This is a genomic window from Nocardioides sp. SR21, from assembly GCF_022761125.1.
Classification (GTDB): Bacteria; Actinomycetota; Actinomycetes; order Propionibacteriales; family Nocardioidaceae; genus Nocardioides.
Genome location: NZ_JAKWJR010000003.1, coordinates 280,830 through 298,045 on the forward strand (window position 1 = coordinate 280,830; position 17,216 = coordinate 298,045).

A 17,216-nucleotide genomic window follows, 5' to 3' on the forward strand; every position below is an offset into this window, starting at 1 on the left:
CGCCGGGTCGTCCGCCTGAGGCGGGCCGGGAGCAGGCCGAGAGGCGGACGACCCGCTCAGCGGAGCTCGGCGCTGCTCAGCCCGAGCACCCGGCGTGCGACGATCAGCTGCTGCACCTGCTGGGTCCCCTCGAAGATGTCGAGGATCTTGGAGTCACGGGCCCACTTCTCGAGCAGCTCGCCCTCGGCGTACCCGAGCGTCCCGGCCAGCTCCACGCACGACAGCGTGATGTCGGAGCCGACCCGGCCGGCCTTCGCCTTGGCCATCGAGGCCTCGAGCGAGTTGGGCTTGCGGTTGTCGGCCAGCCACGCGGCCTGCAGCATCAGCAGGTGCGCGGCCTCCCAATCCGCCTCCATCTGCAGGAACTTCGCGGCCGCCGCGGACTGCGTCAGCGCGGGCCGGTCGTAGTCGACCTCGACCCCCGCCTGCTCCAGCAGCTCCCGGGTCAGGTCGAGCGCGGCGCGGGCGCAGCCGACCGCCATCGCGGCGACCAGCGGCCGGGTGTTGTCGAACGTCGCCATCGCACCGGCGAAGCCCTGCTTGGTGTCGACCTCCGGCGACCCGAGGAGGTTCTCGGCCGGCACCCGGCAGTTGTCGAAGATGATCGTGGCGGTGTCGGACGCCTTGATGCCGAGCTTGTGCTCGAGACGCTCGACGGTCATCCCGGGCGTGCCCTTCGGCACCACGAACGACTTGATCGCGGCGCGGCCGAGCGACCGGTCGAGCGTCGCCCACACCACGACGGCGTCGGCGCGCTCACCGGAGGTCACGAAGATCTTCTCGCCGTTGATGACGTACTCGTCGCTGTCGAGCACCGCGGTGGTCTTGATGTTGGCGGAGTCCGAACCGGTCCCGGGCTCGGTGATCGCCATCGCTGCCCAGGAGCCGGCGAACCGCTCCTGCTGCTCGGCGTCGGCCACCGACGCGATCGCGGAGTTGCCGAGGCCCTGGCGCGGCATCGAGAGCAGCAGCCCCACGTCGCCCCAGCACATCTCGGCGATCGACATCACCGACGCGAGGTTGGTGCCGTTCTTCACCGAGCCGTCGTCGTCCGCGCCCTCGTCGCGCTTCACGCCGGCCGCACCCGCGCCCTGGCTCGCGCCGGACTCGGACACGCCGTCGATCATCGCGGCGAGCATGTCGAGCTCCTTGGGATAGGCGTGCTCGGCCTTGTCGTAGGTGCGTGAGATCGGGCGCAGCGCGTTCATCGCGAGCTGGTGCGCCTGGCCCACGAGGGCCTTGAACTTCTTCGGGTCGTCCAGATAGATAGCCATCAGACCAGCACTGCTCCTTCCATGAGACCGATCGCCCGGAGGTCGCGGTACCACCGCTCCACCGGATGCTCCTTGACGAACCCGTGACCGCCGAGCAGCTGCACGCCGTCGAGGCCGATCCGCATGCCCTTCTCGGCGCAGACGTTGCGCGCCAGCGCGACCTCGCGGGCGAAGTCCTTGCCGGCAGCCGCGCGCGAGGCGGCCTTCCAGGTCAGCAGCCGCATCGCCTGCAGCTCGATCGCCATGTCGGCGACCATGAAGGCGACCGACTGCCGGTGCGCGATCGGCTCGCCGAACGCCTCGCGCTCCTTGACGTACGGCGTCACGTAGTCGAGCACCGCCTGCCCGGTGCCGACCGCCAGCGCGCACCACGCCAGCCGGGCCAGCCGGACGCACTCCGTGTACGTCGTACCGTCCGTGCTGCCGAGCACCGCGTCGGCCGGGACGGTGACGTCGGTCAGCTCGAGCCGGGCCAGGCCTGCGGCCCGGACACCCATGGACGGGTCCGCCACCACCGACAGACCGGCGGCGCCGGACTCGACGAGGAACAGCACCGGCCGGCCCTCGAGCTGCGCGCCGACCACGAAGAGCTCGGCCGCGTCGCCGCGGGGCACGCCGGACTTCACACCGTTCAGGCGGAAGCCGTCAGCGGTCCGCTCCGCGGTCGTCGCCGGCGAGAGCACGTCGAAGAGCACCCTGGGCTCCGCGAGCGCGACAGCGGCGGCCGCGACGTCGTCGCCGGTGAACGCCGGGAGGTAGGTCTGCTGCTGCGCGTCGGTGCCCCAGAGGCCCAGCGCGGTCGCGACCGACCCGGGCGCGAGCAGCCCGACGGCCAGCCCCATGTCGCCGCGAGCCAGCGCCTCGGCGACCAGGGTCCCGGCCATCGCCGAGCGCTCCTCCGCGATCCCGCCGAGGGACTCGGGCACCCCGAGGATCGGCAGCCCGACCTCGAGCGCGGCCTTCTGCACGGCCTCCGGGACCGCACAGGTCTCGTCGGCCTCGGCCGCCGCCGGTCGCAGCACCTCGTCGGCCAGCTCCGTCACCACGTCGACGAGCATCTGCTCGTCCTCGGTCGGGGTGAGGTCGAAGACGCCCGAGGTACGGGCCGGCGACGGACGCGTGCCCGGCTCCGCGGCCCTCCCCGCCCGGCTGAACGTCCGGCCGCCGGCGGTGATCGCCCTGAACCCGCTGCGGGTCGCCGTGTAGACGGCCTGCTCGGTCTGCTTGCGCACGCCGAGCCGGTCGAGCAGGTCGCTCTGCGCGAGCCGGTTGAGCGCGGTGACGGCGTACCCGATGGGATCGCGGCGTTCCGTCGATGCCAACCCGTGTCGTGTCATGCCTGAACTGTAACTCCGAGTTACAACATCTGCGCCGTGTGCCCGGTCACAGTTGCCCCTCTTCTAGGATCGCGCCATGCCTGATCAGCCCGACCACGCCCCGCACGGCCCGCTCCCCACGGGCGGGACGGTCCGCCCGATGACCCGCTGGGGCACCCCGGTGATGCACCGGCCGCAGCAGCAGGTGACGACGTACGACGACGCGCTGCGCGCGCTCGCCGCGGACATGGTCGCGACGATGTACGCCGCCGACGGCGTCGGGCTGGCCGCGTGCCAGGTCGGCGAGGACGTCGCGATGTTCGTCTTCGACTGCCCCGACGAGTCCGGCGAGCGCACCGTCGGCGTGGTCTGCAACCCGGTGCTCACGTTGCCCGAGGGCAAGGACCGGCAGCTCGACGACGGCGACGAGGGCTGCCTGTCGTTCCCGGGCGCCTTCATCGAGTGCGCCCGGCCCGACTACGCGAGCGTGACCGGCACCGGGCTGGACGGTGAGCCGGTGTCGTTCGCCGGCGACGGGCTGCTGGCCCGCTGCCTGCAGCACGAGACCGACCACACGCTCGGCACCGTGTTCGGCGACCGGCTGCCGACCAAGCAGCGCAAGAAGCTCCAGAAGGCGCAGGAGAAGACCGCCGACCAGTACCCGCCCGAGTGGCCGGCGTGACGGTCAGCATCGTCCGTCTCTCGACGGAGGCGTTGACCGCTCTGGCCGCCGGCGATCTCGCAGCCGCCACCGCGCTGTCACCGGTGCCGCTCTCCCCGTGGCACGTCTCGGAGGACTGCTCCTGGGTGTGGCAGTACCGCGCGAAGCAGGCCGTCGAGACCCCCGGGGACCTGCCGTGGATCACCGGCATCCTCTGGGACGAGTCGGCCGGGGTCGCCGTCGGCCAGTCCGGCTTCCACGGCGCTCCGGATGCCGACGGCATGGTCGAGGTCGGGTACGCCGTGGACCCGGCGTACCGCCGGCGCGGCTACGCCCGGGCGGCGCTGGAGCTGGCGATCGAGCGTGCCCGGCTGGAGCCGTCGGTGCGCACGCTGCGGGCCACGATCTCGCCCGAGAACGAGGCGTCGCTGGCGCTGCTCGCGCAGTACCCGTTCGTCCGCAACGGCGAGCAGTGGGACGAGGAGGACGGGCTCGAGCTGATCTTCGAGCTGTCCGTCTGAGCTCCGCTCAGTGCACGGAATGGTCACCAACCGCAGATTTCGGGCCCGCGAACGTGCGGTTGGTGACCATTCCGCGCATCTCTACCGGCGCGCGGTGATGTAGCAGGCGACCGCGGAGGCGGCGGCAACGTTCAGCGAGTCGATGCCCTCGCGCATCGGGATGATCGCGCGCCGGTCGGCGGTCTGCTCCCAGCGCTTCGACAGCCCGTGGCCCTCGGAGCCCAGGACCAGCGCGACCCGGTCGAGCCCGGCGACGGCCTCCTCGATCGCCGTGGCGTCGTCGGCGAGCGTGAGCGCGACCGTCGTGAAGCCGAGGGCCGACAGGGACGGCAGGGCGTCGGCCCAGTCCGGCAGCCGCGTCCACGGCATCGTGAACGCCGCGCCCATCGCGACCTTGATCGAGCGGCGGTAGAGAGGGTCGGCGCAGCGCGGGGCGAGCAGGACGGCGTCGAAGCCGAGCGCGGCACCCGAGCGGAACACCGCCCCGACGTTGGTGTGGTCGACGAGGTCCTCGAGGACGAGCACGGAGCGGGCCCTGGCCAGCACGGAGGGCACCGTCGGCAGCGGCTTGCGCGCGAACGACGCGAGCGCGCCGCGGTGGACATGGAAGCCGGTGACGTCCTCGGCGAGCTCCTCCGGCAGCACGTAGCAGGGCGCGTCGCTCGCCGAGAGGACGTCGGCCAGGCCGTCGACCCAGCGCGGCGCCATCAGGAACGACCGCGGCTCGAAGCCGGCCTCCGCCGCGCGGCGGATCACCTTCTCCCCCTCGGCCAGGAACAGCCCGTGCTCGGCCTCGAGGCTCTTGCGCAGCTGGACGTCGCGCAGGTCCCGGTAGTCCGCGAGCCGCGGATCGCTCGGCTGGACCGGGACGAGGTTCATCAGAGTCTCGATGCGCCGGTTCGTCCCTCACCGGCTGCTCGTCCACCGAAGACGGCGGGGTGGGCGACCGCGACGACCTCGCCGATCACGATGATCGCGGGCGGGCGTACGCCGTTCTCCGCGAGAGCGGTCGCCAGGCCGCCGAGCGTGGCGAGCACGGTCCGCTCCCCCGGCATCGTCCCGTCGCACACGACCGCGACCGGGGTCGACGCCGACCGGCCGCCCTCGATCAGCGCGGTGGCGATGGCCGGCGCGTTCTCGACCGCCATCATCAGCACGACGGTGCCGGTCTGGGCGCCGACCGCCGACCAGTTCGTCAGCGACTCCGGGTGCCCCGGGGGCAGGTGCCCGGAGATGACGGTGAACTCGTGCGCGACACCGCGGTGGGTCACCGGGATGCCCGCGACGGCAGGTACGGCGATCGGGCTGGTCAGCCCCGGGATCACCGTGACGGGCACGCCGGCCTCGCGGCAGGCGAGCACCTCCTCGTACCCCCGGCCGAACACGAAGTTGTCGCCGCCCTTGAAGCGCACCACGACCTTGCCGGCCAGCGCCCGGTCGACGATGACGCGGTTGATCTCCTCCTGCTGTGCGGAGCGGCCGCGCGGCAGCTTGGCGACGTCGATCAGCTCGACGTCCGCGGGCAGGTCGCCGAGCAGCTCGCGGGGCGCGAGCCGGTCCGCCACGACGACGTCGGCCTCCATCAGCGCCTTGCGCCCGGCGACCGAGATCAGCTCGGGATCGCCCGGGCCGCCGCCGACCAGCACCACGCCCGGCGTCCGGTCCTTCTCGTGGCGGGCCGCCAGCGTTCCCTCGCGCAGACCTTCCAGGATCTCGTCCCGTACGGCGGCCGAGCGGCGCGGATCCCGCTGGCTGAGCACCCCGACGGTGACGCCGGCGTGCCGGCCCACGGCGGGCGTCCACGCCGTGGCCTGCGTGGCGTCGTCGGAGCGCACGCAGAAGATCCGCCGTGTCTCGGCCGCGGCCGACACCTGCTCGTTCACGGCGGTGTCGGCGGTCGCGGCGATGACGTACCAGGCGCCGTCCAGGTCGGCGTCCTCGAAGCCGCGCTCCTGCCAGGTGACCTCGCCTGCGCCGATCATGCCCTCGATGGCGGGCGTCACCTCGGGCGAGACGAGGTGCACGTCCGCGCCGACCGCGATCAGGTGGGGGACGCGGCGCTGGGCGACGTGGCCGCCACCGACCACGACGACACGCCGCCCGGTCAGTCGCAGGCCGGAGGGGTACGTCGGGAACTCGTCCATCCGCACATCATCCCGGCCCGGCGTTTCGGGTCGGTGACGTGGGCTCACCCACCGGACTACGTTGGGATCCATGACACTCGACCGTCCGGTGACCCCAGACCCGTACGACCTGCTCCCCGCCGTCCCCTCGTTCACGGTGACCAGTGCCGACGTCACCGACGGCCAGCCGCTCAAGGACGACCAGGTGGCCGCCGCCGGGAACGCCTCGCCGCAGCTGTCGTGGTCCGGCGCCCCCGAGGACACCAAGAGCTTCACCGTCACCTGCTTCGACCCCGACGCCCCGACGCCGAGCGGCTTCTGGCACTGGGTGCTGGTCGACCTGCCGGCCGACGTCACGTCGCTCGACACCAGCGCGGGAGCCGAGGGCGCGGACCTCCCGGGCAACGCCTTCATGTGTCGCAACGACGGCGGGCCGAAGGCGTTCATGGGCGCCGCTCCTCCGGAGGGCGACCAGGTGCACCGCTACTTCTTCGTCGTTCACGCGGTGAAGGAGGAGTCGCTCGGCGTCGACTCCGACGCCTCGGCCGCCGTGGTGTCGTTCAACCTCGCGTTCAAGACGGCCGGCCGCGCCATCCTGCACGGGACGTACCAGCACTAGTGGCCGAGACCGTGCTGGTCGGCGGCTCCATCGTCGACATGTCCGGCGTGGCGCGCGGCAAGTACGTCCCCGCCGCCCGGCTCGATGCGTTCCACAAGGTCGGGATGGGCGCCTCGCCGTCCTGGAGCGTGTTCTGCGTCGACGGCTCGATCGCGTTCACGCCGGAGCTCGGCGTCGTCGGCGACAACCGGATCCGGATCGACCCCGCGAACCTGCACACCGTCGAGGACGGCGTCGGCTGGGCTCCTGGCGACCTCCACCTCCAGGACGGCGGTCGCTCGCCGATGTGCGGCCGCGGGGTGCTGACCCGCGTCGTGGAGGATGCGCGCAGCGCCGGGTTGACCGCGCGGGTCGGCGCCGAGCTCGAGTGCACGCTGCTCTCCGCCGACGGTGGGCACGCGTCGACCGGCCCGTGGGCGCCGTACGGCGTCCGCACGTCGCTGGAGCGCTCCGCGCTGCTCGTCGACCTGACGGTCGCCGCCGAGCGGGCCGGACTCGGTCTCGAGCAGCTGCACACGGAGTACGGCCACGACCAGCTCGAGGTCTCGCTGTCGCCCACCGACCCGGTGAGTGCCGCCGATGACGTGGTGCTCGCCCGCATCGTGCTCGGGCGGGTCGCTGCGCGGCACGGGCTCGCGGTGTCGTTCTCGCCGCTGCCGTTCGCCGGTGAGGCCGGGAACGGCGCGCACCTGCACCTGTCGCTCGCGGATGCCGACGGTCGCCCGGTCCTCGACGGCGGGACCGGGCCGCACGGCCTGACGCCGGCCGGGGAGGCCGCGATCGCCGGGATCCTCGACGCCCTTCCGGGGCTGCTCGGCGTGTACGCCGGCTCCGCGCTCTCCCTGCGCCGGTTGGTGCCCGGCAACTGGGCCGGCGCGGCGGTCTGCTGGGGCCTGGAGAACCGCGAGGCCGCGGTGCGGCTCGTCGGCGGCGGACCGGCCAGCGCGCACGGCGCGAACATCGAGCTCAAGGTCGTCGACCCGAGCGCGAACCCGTACCTCGCCGTCGCGGCCCTGCTCGGCAGTGCGGTCGCCGGTGTGCGGGCGGGTCTCTCCCCTGCCGACGAGGTCGCGGTCCACCCGGGCGAGTCGGGCCGCGAGCTGCCGCAGCTGCCGGCCAGCCAGAGCGAGGCGATCGACGCCCTGGAGGCGTCGGCGGTCGCGCGCGACGTGCTGGGCGCGCCGGTCGTGGCCGGGGTGGCCGCGGTCCGGCGGCGCGAGGTCGAGGTGTTCGGCAGCCAGCCGCTCGCCGACACCGCCGAGGCGCTGCGCCTGGCCTGGAGCTGCTGAGGTGACCCTCGACGAGCACCTGCGCGCCGTGCGGCTCGTCGACCACCACGTGCACGGGTGGTTCACCGAGCCGGGAGACCGGGCGTCGTTCGAGGAGGCGCTCAACGAGGGCTCGACCGGTCCGGTGAGCTCGGGATTCGACCTCCCCGTCGGCGTCGCCGTACGTCGCTGGTGCGCTCCCCTGCTCGGCCTGCCGACGCACGCCTCCGCGGACGAGTACTGGGCGGCCCGGTCGGCGACGCCGTACGACGACCTCGTCGCGACGTTCCTCGGTGCCGCCGGCGTCGAGCACTGGATCGTCGACACCGGCCTCACGCCGGACCTCGTCACCGACCCCTCCCCGCGCTCGGAGGTGCTGCGCCTCGAGCTGCTGATGGAGCAGGTGCTCGGCGAGCCCGACGTGCCCGGTGCGTTCCGCGAGCGCCTCGCGGCCGCCGACGTCGTGGCGACCAAGACGATCGCGGCGTACCGCTGCGGCCTCGACATCGACTGGTCCAGGCCCGACGACGCTGCGGTCGCCGCTGCGGCGAGTGCGTCAGGAGCCCGGGTCACCGATCCGGTGCTCGTCGCCTTCGGGGTGCACGAGGCCGCGGAGCGCGGGCTGCCGGTCCAGGTCCACACCGGCCTCGGCGACCGCGATCTCGACCTGCACCGCGCCGACCCGCTGCACCTGCTGCCGCTGATCCGCGCGGTCGAGGTGCCGATCCTGCTCCTGCACTGCTACCCGTTCCACCGGAGCGCCGGCTACCTGGCCCAGGCCTTCGACCACGTCTCGTTCGACGTCGGGCTCGCGGTCAACCACCTCGGCGCGAGATCGGTGGAGCTGGTCGGCGAGGCGATGGAGCTGGCGCCGTTCGCCAAGCAGCTCTACTCCTCCGACGCCTACGGGCTCCCCGAGCTGCACTACCTCGGGGCTCAGCTGTGGCGCCGCGCGATGGGCGCCGTCCTCGGCGAGTGGGTGCGCCGCGGCGACTGGTCGGAGGACGACGCGATCCGCGTCGTCGACCTGGTCGCGGCCGGGAACGCGAGACGCATCTACGGGCTGTGAGGGTTGCCGGCACGTTCGAAGCGCAACCATCTGCCGCTGGTCGCCCGCTTTGACAGGTGTGACACTCCGCCGCCCTCCGGCGCGAGTCACGAGCGAGCAATGAGCGCGCCTCTCCCGCCGGGAGTCATCGCGAGGACGCCCTCGCCTGGTCCCCAACATTGGCGAAAAGGAGAGGGCCCGACTCCCTCGGCCAGCGCGGCTGCACAGGATGACTCACAGTCCACACGCGTGGGTTGCGGCCCGTTGGGAACGCCTGAGGTCCGCGGGATACGACGTCTCGCCAGACAGGGCTTCCGACGCGAAGGGCCGGGAGAAGCGCTCTACTTCACCACCCAAGGCTGGTTGTCATGTGGATTCTTGCGGTTTTCGCTCTGGCGGGCGGACTTGCTCAGCTCGTCGACGGCACTCTGGGAATGGGCTTCGGGGTCACGTCGGCCACCGTGCTGCTCTTCATGGGTGTAGCGCCGGTCACGGCGAGCGCCGCCACGCACGCCGCGAAGTTGCCGACGACGCTGGTCAGCGGCCTGTCGCACTGGCGTGAGGGCAACGTCGACCCGGCGGTCCTGCTCCGGGTCGCGCTGCCCGGCATGGCGGGGGGATTCTTGGGCGCGGTCGTCCTCACCAACATCAGCCTCACCTCGGCGAAGGCCTGGATGTCGGGTCTGCTGATCTTCTTCGGACTGGTCATCTTCGCCCGGTTCGGCCTCGGGGTCCGGCTGATCCCGACGCCCGAGAGGGGCCACACCGCACGCTGGCTCTCGCCCATCGGACTGCTCGGCGGCTTCGTCGACGCCACGGGCGGCGGAGGCTGGGGTCCGGTCGTCACGCCCAGCCTGATGACGGTCACGCGCCACGAGCCGCGCAAGGTGATCGGCACCGTGAATGCCGCGGAGTTCCTGGTCGCCGTCTCCGTGTCGTTCGGCTTCCTCACCGGCGCTGCGCAGCACGGAATCCCCTGGCTGCCCGTGGCCGGCCTCGCCCTCGGCGGCGTCATCATGGCCCCCATCGCGGCGCGCCTGGCCGGCAGACTTCCGCACGCAGCGATGGGCACGATGGTCGGCGGTCTGGTGATCCTGGTCAACGCCATCACGATCGTCGCCGCCCTGGGCGGACTGCCGGGCTGGGTCGACGCAGTCCTGATCCTGTTCACGGTCGCCGTTGTCGGCACCGTCGCCCGCCGAGCCTGGCGGCGCGAGCGGGATGAGCGCGCGGTCGCCGCCCCCGTCACGCCTGGTCAGCCTCAGCCCTGCCCGGAGGCGGTCTTGCAGGAGAGGGCGACTCGCGAGCCGATCTGACGGAGGCGGGTGCCTCACTCCTCGACCTGCCCAGCCGGGGAGGATGCCGTGGCAGCATGCCAGGGGTGAGCGATGACCCGGCACGGCGCACCGTTCGACCGGAGTCCGGTCTGAGCGGCGACGACTACTCGCCGACCTGGACCGACGACGACCGTCCACGCATCCCGCGGGTGGCGGGCGAACGTGAGGCTCTCATCGCCTACCTGGACTACTACCGGGCGACGGTCGAGATGAAGTGCCGAGGTCTGACGTCCGCACAGGCACGGGCGCGGGCCATGCCGCCGTCGACCATGTCTCTTCACGGCGTGGTGCGACACCTCGCCGGCGTCGAGCGTTGGTGGTTCCAGCAGAACTTCGAGCGTCGAGATGTGCCGCACCTGTACTTCGAGGCAGACCACCCTGACATGGACTTCGATCCGCCTCCCGACGCGGACTTCGCCGCCGACCTCGCCGTGTGGCGGGCGGAGTGTGCGACCTCCCGGGAGATCGTCGCCGGCCACGACCTCGACGACACCGCGCGGCCACTGGACTGGGACGAGGACGTCGACCTGCGCTGGCTGATGCTCCGGATGATCGGCGAGTACGCCCAGCACTGTGGGCACATCGACCTACTTCGCGAGGGGGTTGACGGGCGCACGGGTGCCTAGCCGCCGGTCGAACACCGACGGGCACGTCAGGTGCGATGCCAACCACCACGCACGGGCAGCTACGACCAGTAGACGACCACGGTGTCGCCCACCTGCACCTGGGAGTAGAGGTGCGCCAGGCCGTCGTAGTCGCGCACGTTCACGCAGCCGTGCGACGCCCCGGAGTACCCCACGGACGCGAAGTCCGAGGAGTAGTGCACGGCCTGGCCCCCGGAGAAGAACATCGAGTACGGCATGGACGAGCCGTAGAGCCTCGACACGTGCTCGGCGTCCTTGAGGTAGACGTGGAACACGCCCTCGCGGGTCGGCGTCGTCGAGGCGCCGAAGCGGACGTCGAGGGTCTGCAGCACCTTCCCGTCCACCACCCAGCGCAGCGTCGAGGACGACTTGTCGACGCACAGGACCCGGCCGGTGCGGCAGCGCGGGTCGAGCGCGCCCGGCGTGTTGCCGCGGTTGTGCAGCTCGGCGTCGGTGGGCACCGAGGTCATCGCGTACAACCGGTCCAGCGTGCGCTGGTCGACCTCGCCGGTCACCGGGATCTCGCGCTTGGCCTGGAAGCCTCGGACGGCGGTCGTGGTGACGTCGCCGTACACCCCGGTGACGTCGGTGTTGAACCAGAAGATCTGCCGGAGGCGGGCCTGGAGGTCGCGGACGTCGTCGCCGTGATCGCCGGGACCGAGCAGCCGCGGACCAGGCTCGAGCCGCGGCTCACGGGTGGGCTTGGGGGTGGGCTCGGGGGTGGGCTCAGCCGTCGGTTCCCTGGTGGGCTCCGTCGCGGGCGTGGTCGGGGTGCTCGCCGGTGTCGGTGTCGGGTCCGTGGTGGGCACGCCACCGGTGCCCGAGGCCGTCGGCCGGGACGACGACTCGTCCTGGGAGGCGTACCCGGCCACGAAGGCGGCCGAGCACAACAGGGCCGCGATCGTGGCCACGAGAAGGATGCGACGCAACATGGGAGCTCTCCGGGGAAGAAGTGAGGAGCCGGACACCAGGGTGACGCCTGGGCGGACCACTCGGTTGCATCTGCGCGGCGAGTTCCCGTCGCCGTGACCATCCTGTGACACGAGGGCGCCCCGTCGACGGTCGTCGACGGGGCGCCCTCGGGCCTCGGATCAGGCGCCGCGGATCAGGCGCCGCGGATCAGGCGCCGCGGAGCAGGTCCTCGAACGGCGTCGGGTCGGCGAACTCGTCCTCGACGGTGCGAACCCGCTGGCGCGGGGCACCGGTCAGCAGCGCGCCGAGCTCACCGGCGGCGCGCTCGATCCGGGACTGGAGCCCGGCCTCGCCGAAGTCCTCGCTCGCGGCAAAGACACCGGTCGGCACCACGGTCGCGTGCAGGTAGGTGAACAGCGGCCGCAGCGCGTGCTCCAGCACCAGCGAGTGCCGCGCGGTGCCGGCGGTCGCGCCGATCAGCACCGGGACGCCCGCGAGGGTGTCCGGCTCCAGGACGTCGAAGAACGTCTTGAACAGACCGGAGTACGACGCGGAGAACACCGGCGTCACGACGATCAGGGCGTCGGCGCGGCGTACCGTCTCGATCGCCTCGGCGAGCTCGCCGGAAGGGAAGCCGGTGAGCAGGTGGTCGGCGAGCGGGTGCGCCAGCGGGCGCAGCTCGACCACGTCGACCTCGACCGGCTCGTGGAGCGCGGCGACGGTGGCGTCGGCCAGCCGGTCGGCGAGCAGCCGGGTCGAGGACGGCACGCTGAGGCCGGCACTGATCACGGCGATGCGGGTCATACGGAGACTCCTGTCACGTCGTCGACGGCGTGGATGGTGGTGTCCTTGGCACCGCCGGCGGCGGCGACCAGGGACGCGTGGGTGGGGGCGTCCGGGATGTGCGCGGGCCGGCCCTCGGCGAAGCCCTTGCGCATCTCCGGGAGGATCTCGCCGAGCAGGTCGAGCTGCTCGAGGACGGTCTTCAGCGGGAGCCCGGCGTGGTCGACCAGGAACAGCTGGCGCTGGTAGTGGCCGGCGTACTCACGGAAGGACAGCGTCCGCTCCAGCACCTGCTGGGGCGAGCCGACGGTCAGCGGGGTCGCCTCGGTGAAGTCCTCGAGCGACGGGCCGTGGCCGTAGACCGGCGCGTTGTCGAAGTACGGGCGGAACTCGTCGACCGCGTCCTGGCTGTTCTTCCGCATGAAGAACTGTCCGCCGAGGCCGACGATCGCCGTGTCCGCCGGGCCGTGGCCGTAGTGCTCGAAGCGGCGGCGGTAGAGGTCGACCATCTGCTTGGTGTGCCCGGCCGGCCAGAAGATGTGGTTGTGGAAGAACCCGTCGCCGTAGTAGGCCGCCTGCTCGGCGATCTCGGGGCTGCGGATCGAGCCGTGCCACACGAACGGCGCCACGCCGTCCAGCGGCCGCGGGGTCGAGGTGTAGCCCTGCAGCGGCGTGCGGAACTTGCCCTCCCAGTTCACGACGTCCTCGGTCCAGAGCCTGCGCAGCAGCGCGTAGTTCTCGATCGCGAGATTGATGCCCTCACGGATGTCCTTGCCGAACCAGGGGTAGACCGGGCCGGTGTTGCCGCGGCCCATCATCAGGTCGACGCGGCCGTCGGTGAGGTGCTGGATCTTCGCGTAGTCCTCGGCGATCAGCACCGGGTCGGTGGTGGTGATCAGCGTGGTCGCGGTCGACAGGATGATGTTCTCGGTCTGGGCGCCGATGTAGGCCAGCGTGGCGGTCGGGTTGGACGCGATGAACGGCGGGTTGTGGTGCTCACCGGTCGCGAACACGTCCAGGCCCACCTCCTCGGCCTTCTTGGCGATCTCGACCGTCGCCTTGATCCGCTCGTGCTCCGTGGGAGTACGCCCGGTGGTCGGGTCCGGCGTCACATCTCCGACGGTGAAGATGCCGATCTGCATGTCCGCTCACTGTCCTTCAGTCGATTGTCGCGTTAGTTGAATTCCGTACGACCGGGTCAACCGCGCGCACGTCACTGCTATTCCTGCCACCATCCTCGCGTGAAGCGAGTCCCGTGGTGGGTCCCCGTCCTCGTGATCCTGCTGACGGTCGGCCAGCTGGCCGTGGCCGAGTGGGTCCCCGGAATCGAGAGGTTCGCCGACAAGGCGTTCGGCGCGCGGCTGCTCGCCTATCCCCTCATGATGCTGGTCGCGCCGGCCATCTGGTGGTCGGCGGCCCGGCGGCGTACGCCGCGACCGGCCAGGATCTGGAGCACAGCACCGTACGGCGCGTTCACGCTGATCATGCTGCCGTTCCTCATCGACGTGACCGGCAACAGCCTCGACCTCTACGACTCCCTGGTGTGGTGGGACGACTTCAACCACTTCTTCAACTGGTTCCTGCTGCTCACCGGCGTCGGGCTGCTGATCTGCGGCTCGGTGCGCCCGCGGTGGGCGGTCGTGCTGCTGATCTGCGGACTGGGCGCGATCCTCGCGATCGGCTGGGAGCTCGGGGAGTGGTGGACGTTCATCCGGCACGGCACCGAGATCGAGACCGCCTACGAGGACACGCTCGGCGACGAGACGCTCGGCACCCTCGGAGCGCTGTGCGCGGGCCTCCTGGTGGCCTTCCGGGTCCCGCGTGAGGACACGGTTCGGTAACGGGCGTCGGTCCGCGACCGGTGACTTGCAGCCCGACCGTCAACTTCTTGCAGGAGATCGCAAGGCACTTGCACTGATCGCGAGCTAGATTGCCGCCCATGACGCGACGACTGGCCGAGGTGGCCGCCCGCGCGGGCGTGAGCGAGGCGACGGTCAGCCGGGTGCTGAACAGCAAGCCCGGGGTGTCCGAGGCGACGCGCGAGACCGTGCTGACCGCGCTCGACGTCCTCGGCTACGAGCGGCCGACCAAGCTGCGCGGTGAGCGGGCCCGCCTGGTCGGGCTGGTGCTCCCCGAGCTGTCGAACCCGATCTTCCCCGCGCTGGCGGAGGTGGTCGGCGCGCTGCTGTCGCAGAACGGCCTCACGCCCGTGCTGTGCACCCAGATCAACGAGGCGGGCGCCGAGGCGGGGTACGTCGACATGCTCCTCGAGCAGCAGCAGGTCGCCGGGATCATCTTCGCCGGTGGGCAGTACAGCCAGACCGAGGCCGACCATGCCCACTACGACCGCCTCGCCCGGCGCAAGCTGCCGGTCGTCCTCCTCAACGCCGGCATCGACCGGCTGCCGTTCCCGAGCGTGGTCTGCGACGACGCCAGCGCTGTCGAGCAGGCGCTGGAGCACCTGCAGGCGTTGGGGCACGAGCGCATCGGCCTGGTCCTCGGACCGCGCGACCACGAGCCGTCGATGCGCAAGCTCGCGGCCGCCCGCGCCATGCTCGACCTCCCCGACGACCTGGTCGGGCACAGCCAGTTCTCCCTGCAGAGCGGCCAGGCGACGGCGTCCACGCTGATCGGCCGGGGCGCGACCGCGCTGGTGTGCGCGAGCGACCCGCTCGCGCTGGGCGCGATCCGGGCGGTGCGCCGCGCTGGCCTGCGGGTGCCCGAGGACGTGTCCGTGGTCGGGTACGACGACTCCGCGTTCATGTCGTCGGTGGAGCCTCCGCTGACCACGGTCCGCCAGCCGATCGAGGCGATGGGCCGGGCCGCCGTGGCCGCCCTGCTCGCCCAGATCCGCGGCGAGGAGGCCCCCGCGGATGAGCTCCTCTTCGAGCCCGAGCTCGTGGTCCGCCGGTCCACCCGGCCTGCAAACGCGCCGTCTTCCGCTGCAAGATCTGAAAGTTAATTACTCACTGTCAGGTTCTTGCAGCGCCCTGCAAGCCCTTTTAGCGTTCCCGGCGCCGTCACCCACCGTGACGGCCACCACAACGGGAACGAGGCCTGCACAGCGTGAGCACCGACCAGCACGACCCCGCGCCGAGCGCCGACTGGTGGCGCAGCGCGGCGATCTACCAGGTGTACCCGCGCAGCTTCGCGGACGGGAACGCCGACGGGACCGGCGACCTCGCCGGCGTGCACTCCCGGCTCCCCTACCTGGCCGAGCTCGGCATCGACGCGCTCTGGTTCACGCCGTGGTACCCGTCCCCGATGGCCGACGGCGGCTACGACGTGGCCGACTACCGCGACATCGAGCCCGCGTTCGGCGACCTCGACCAGGCCGAGGTGCTGATCGCCGACGCGCTCGCGCTCGGCATCCGCACGATCATCGACGTCGTCCCCAACCACGTCTCCGACCGGCACCTGTGGTTCCAGGCGGCGCTGGCCGCCGGCCCCGGGTCACCCGAGCGTGAACGGTTCTGGTTCCGCGACGGCGGTGGCACCGACGGCGAGCTCGCCCCGAACGGCTGGATCTCGGAGTTCGGCGGCCCGGCCTGGTCCCGCGTGGTCGGTTCGGACGGCCCCGAGCAGTGGTACCTCCACCTGTTCTCGCCCGGGCAGCCCGACCTGAACTGGGGCCACCCCGAGGTCGTCGCCGAGCACGAGGACATCCTGCGGTTCTGGTTCGACCGCGGGGTCGCGGGCATCCGGATCGACTCCGCCGCGCTGCTCGCCAAGGACTCCGAGCTGCCCGAGGTCGACCCGTCCCACGATCCCGGTGAGCACCCGTACGTCGACCGGGAGGACCTCCAGGGCATCTACCGCGGCTGGCGCCGGATCGCCGAGTCGTACGGCGCCGACCGGGTGCTGATCGGCGAGATCTGGCTGCCGGACGCGGAGCGGTTCGCACGCTACCTGCGCCCGGGCGTCCTGCACTCGGCGTTCAACTTCGACTTCATGTCGTCCCCGTGGGACGCCAAGGCGCTGGACCAGTCGATCCGGCAGACGCTGGAGGTGCACGACCGGGTCGGCGCGCCGGCGACGTGGGTGCTGTCGAACCACGACGTGACCCGCCCCGCCACCCGGTACGGCCGCGAGGACACGGCGTTCGCCTTCGAGACCAAGCGGTTCGGCACGCCGACCGACCTCCCGCTCGGCACCCGGCGGGCGCGGGCAGCGGCTCTGCTCGCCATGGCGCTCCCGGGCGCCTACTACCTGTTCCAGGGCGAGGAGCTCGGGCTCCCGGAGGCGGACATCCCCGTCGAGCGCATCGACGACCCGATGCACGCCCGGTCCGGTGGTGTCGACCCCGGCCGCGACGGCTGTCGCGTGCCCTTCCCGTGGTCGGGGACGACACCGCCGTACGGCTTCAGCGACGTACCCGTCGAGACCTGGCTCCCCCAGCCCGGCGACTGGGCGGGCCTCACCGCCGCAGCCCAGTCCGATGACCCCGACTCGATGCTGGCGCTCTACCGCGCCGCGCTCCGGCTGCGCCACGAGCGCCCGGAGCTCGGCGACGGCGCCCTCGAGTGGCTCGACCTCGGCCCGGAGGTCATCGCCTTCCGCCGCGGCGGCTTCGTGCACGTCACCAACTTCTCGGACGGTCCGATCGACCTGCCGACTCCCGCGCAGACCTGGCTCGCCAGCGTGCCGGTGGAAGGAGGACGCCTGCCCGCCGATGCCAGCGCCTGGCTGCAGACCGACTGACCTCCAGGC

The 17,216-nt window shown here is 72.0% G+C and carries 17 protein-coding genes; 10 read left to right on the forward strand and 7 right to left on the reverse strand.

Annotated elements, in window-relative coordinates; genetic code table 11:
• Positions 1–56: 56 nt before the first annotated feature.
• Both MJ604_RS07380 and MJ604_RS07385 read right to left on the reverse strand, forming a co-directional pair.
• Positions 57–1,274, reverse strand: a complete 1,218-nt coding sequence (locus MJ604_RS07380) for an acyl-CoA dehydrogenase family protein (protein ID WP_243057673.1) — start codon at positions 1,272–1,274, stop codon at positions 57–59.
• The gene (locus MJ604_RS07385; protein ID WP_243057674.1) at positions 1,274–2,611 is read right to left on the reverse strand and encodes an acyl-CoA dehydrogenase family protein; all 1,338 of its coding nucleotides are present in this window, start codon (positions 2,609–2,611) and stop codon (positions 1,274–1,276) included. The genes MJ604_RS07380 and MJ604_RS07385 overlap by 1 nt, the downstream gene beginning before the upstream one ends.
• A 76-nt stretch (positions 2,612–2,687) precedes the next feature.
• Here MJ604_RS07385 and def point away from each other — a divergent pair, with 76 nt between their 5' ends.
• Positions 2,688–3,272 carry a peptide deformylase gene (def, locus tag MJ604_RS07390; RefSeq protein WP_243057675.1) on the forward strand — a complete coding sequence of 195 codons (585 nt, stop codon included), beginning with the start codon at positions 2,688–2,690 and terminating at the stop codon, positions 3,270–3,272.
• Entirely contained in the window at positions 3,269–3,772 is a 504-nt protein-coding gene (locus MJ604_RS07395) for a GNAT family N-acetyltransferase (protein WP_243057676.1), read from the forward strand. Before def ends, MJ604_RS07395 begins: the two co-directional genes overlap by 4 nt.
• Before the next feature lie 81 nt (positions 3,773–3,853).
• On the opposite strand, the gene MJ604_RS07400 is transcribed toward MJ604_RS07395, so the two are convergent.
• Complete coding sequence (locus MJ604_RS07400; protein WP_243057677.1) at positions 3,854–4,651, reverse strand: RNA methyltransferase; 798 nt, start codon at positions 4,649–4,651, stop codon at positions 3,854–3,856.
• Positions 4,651–5,916 carry a uroporphyrinogen-III C-methyltransferase gene (cobA, locus tag MJ604_RS07405; protein WP_243057678.1) on the reverse strand — a complete coding sequence of 422 codons (1,266 nt, stop codon included), beginning with the start codon at positions 5,914–5,916 and terminating at the stop codon, positions 4,651–4,653. The genes MJ604_RS07400 and cobA overlap by 1 nt, the downstream gene beginning before the upstream one ends.
• 70 nt (positions 5,917–5,986) lie before the next feature.
• Between cobA and MJ604_RS07410 the strand changes: the two genes are divergently transcribed.
• From MJ604_RS07410 to MJ604_RS07430, 5 genes are all read left to right on the forward strand, one after another.
• The gene (locus MJ604_RS07410; RefSeq protein WP_243057679.1) at positions 5,987–6,514 is read left to right on the forward strand and encodes a YbhB/YbcL family Raf kinase inhibitor-like protein; all 528 of its coding nucleotides are present in this window, start codon (positions 5,987–5,989) and stop codon (positions 6,512–6,514) included.
• Complete coding sequence (locus tag MJ604_RS07415; protein ID WP_243057680.1) at positions 6,514–7,803, forward strand: glutamine synthetase family protein; 1,290 nt, start codon at positions 6,514–6,516, stop codon at positions 7,801–7,803. Before MJ604_RS07410 ends, MJ604_RS07415 begins: the two co-directional genes overlap by 1 nt.
• Before the next feature lies 1 nt (position 7,804).
• Entirely contained in the window at positions 7,805–8,851 is a 1,047-nt protein-coding gene (locus MJ604_RS24185; protein WP_243057681.1) for an amidohydrolase family protein, read from the forward strand.
• A gap of 347 nt (positions 8,852–9,198) precedes the next feature.
• Positions 9,199–10,146: a sulfite exporter TauE/SafE family protein gene (locus tag MJ604_RS07425; protein WP_279235513.1), complete on the forward strand. Its 948-nt coding sequence runs from the start codon at positions 9,199–9,201 to the stop codon at positions 10,144–10,146.
• Between the two features lie 65 nt (positions 10,147–10,211).
• Positions 10,212–10,793 (forward strand): DinB family protein, encoded by a 582-nt coding sequence (locus tag MJ604_RS07430; RefSeq protein WP_243057683.1) that lies wholly within the window; start codon positions 10,212–10,214, stop codon positions 10,791–10,793.
• A gap of 59 nt (positions 10,794–10,852) precedes the next feature.
• On the opposite strand, the gene MJ604_RS07435 is transcribed toward MJ604_RS07430, so the two are convergent.
• The 3 genes from MJ604_RS07435 to MJ604_RS07445 all read right to left on the reverse strand — a co-directional run bounded on the left by MJ604_RS07435 (position 10,853) and on the right by MJ604_RS07445 (position 13,648).
• A complete protein-coding gene (locus MJ604_RS07435) occupies positions 10,853–11,743 on the reverse strand; it encodes a L,D-transpeptidase family protein (RefSeq protein ID WP_243057684.1) in 891 nt (296 codons plus the stop codon).
• Positions 11,744–11,930: 187 nt separating this feature from the next.
• A complete protein-coding gene (locus MJ604_RS07440; protein WP_243057685.1) occupies positions 11,931–12,527 on the reverse strand; it encodes an FMN reductase in 597 nt (198 codons plus the stop codon).
• The gene (locus MJ604_RS07445) at positions 12,524–13,648 is read right to left on the reverse strand and encodes an LLM class flavin-dependent oxidoreductase (protein WP_243057686.1); all 1,125 of its coding nucleotides are present in this window, start codon (positions 13,646–13,648) and stop codon (positions 12,524–12,526) included. Before MJ604_RS07445 ends, MJ604_RS07440 begins: the two co-directional genes overlap by 4 nt.
• A gap of 99 nt (positions 13,649–13,747) precedes the next feature.
• On the opposite strand from MJ604_RS07445, the gene MJ604_RS07450 reads away from it, so the two are divergent.
• The 3 genes from MJ604_RS07450 (at position 13,748) to MJ604_RS07460 (ending at position 17,207) form a co-directional block, all read left to right on the forward strand.
• Positions 13,748–14,347, forward strand: a complete 600-nt coding sequence (locus tag MJ604_RS07450) for a hypothetical protein (RefSeq protein ID WP_243057687.1) — start codon at positions 13,748–13,750, stop codon at positions 14,345–14,347.
• A 98-nt stretch (positions 14,348–14,445) separates the two neighbouring features.
• A complete protein-coding gene (locus MJ604_RS07455) occupies positions 14,446–15,468 on the forward strand; it encodes a LacI family DNA-binding transcriptional regulator (protein WP_243057688.1) in 1,023 nt (340 codons plus the stop codon).
• Positions 15,469–15,572: 104 nt separating this feature from the next.
• Positions 15,573–17,207 carry a glycoside hydrolase family 13 protein gene (locus tag MJ604_RS07460; protein WP_243057689.1) on the forward strand — a complete coding sequence of 545 codons (1,635 nt, stop codon included), beginning with the start codon at positions 15,573–15,575 and terminating at the stop codon, positions 17,205–17,207.
• Positions 17,208–17,216: the final 9 nt, after the last annotated feature.

Bases quoted from the DNA above. Each gene is read 5' to 3' on its own strand.
- MJ604_RS07410 (WP_243057679.1), top strand. From the start codon at position 5,987: ATGACACTCGACCGTCCGGTGACCCCAGACCCGTACGACCTGCTCCCC.
- MJ604_RS07400 (WP_243057677.1), bottom strand. From the start codon at position 4,651: ATGAACCTCGTCCCGGTCCAGCCGAGCGATCCGCGGCTCGCGGACTAC.
- MJ604_RS07380 (WP_243057673.1), bottom strand. From the start codon at position 1,274: ATGGCTATCTATCTGGACGACCCGAAGAAGTTCAAGGCCCTCGTGGGC.
- def (WP_243057675.1), top strand. From the start codon at position 2,688: ATGCCTGATCAGCCCGACCACGCCCCGCACGGCCCGCTCCCCACGGGC.
- MJ604_RS07385 (WP_243057674.1), bottom strand. From the start codon at position 2,611: ATGACACGACACGGGTTGGCATCGACGGAACGCCGCGATCCCATCGGG.
- MJ604_RS07435 (WP_243057684.1), bottom strand. From the start codon at position 11,743: ATGTTGCGTCGCATCCTTCTCGTGGCCACGATCGCGGCCCTGTTGTGC.
- MJ604_RS07425 (WP_279235513.1), top strand. From the start codon at position 9,199: ATGTGGATTCTTGCGGTTTTCGCTCTGGCGGGCGGACTTGCTCAGCTC.
- cobA (WP_243057678.1), bottom strand. From the start codon at position 5,916: ATGGACGAGTTCCCGACGTACCCCTCCGGCCTGCGACTGACCGGGCGG.
- MJ604_RS07440 (WP_243057685.1), bottom strand. From the start codon at position 12,527: ATGACCCGCATCGCCGTGATCAGTGCCGGCCTCAGCGTGCCGTCCTCG.
- MJ604_RS07455 (WP_243057688.1), top strand. From the start codon at position 14,446: ATGACGCGACGACTGGCCGAGGTGGCCGCCCGCGCGGGCGTGAGCGAG.
- MJ604_RS07445 (WP_243057686.1), bottom strand. From the start codon at position 13,648: ATGCAGATCGGCATCTTCACCGTCGGAGATGTGACGCCGGACCCGACC.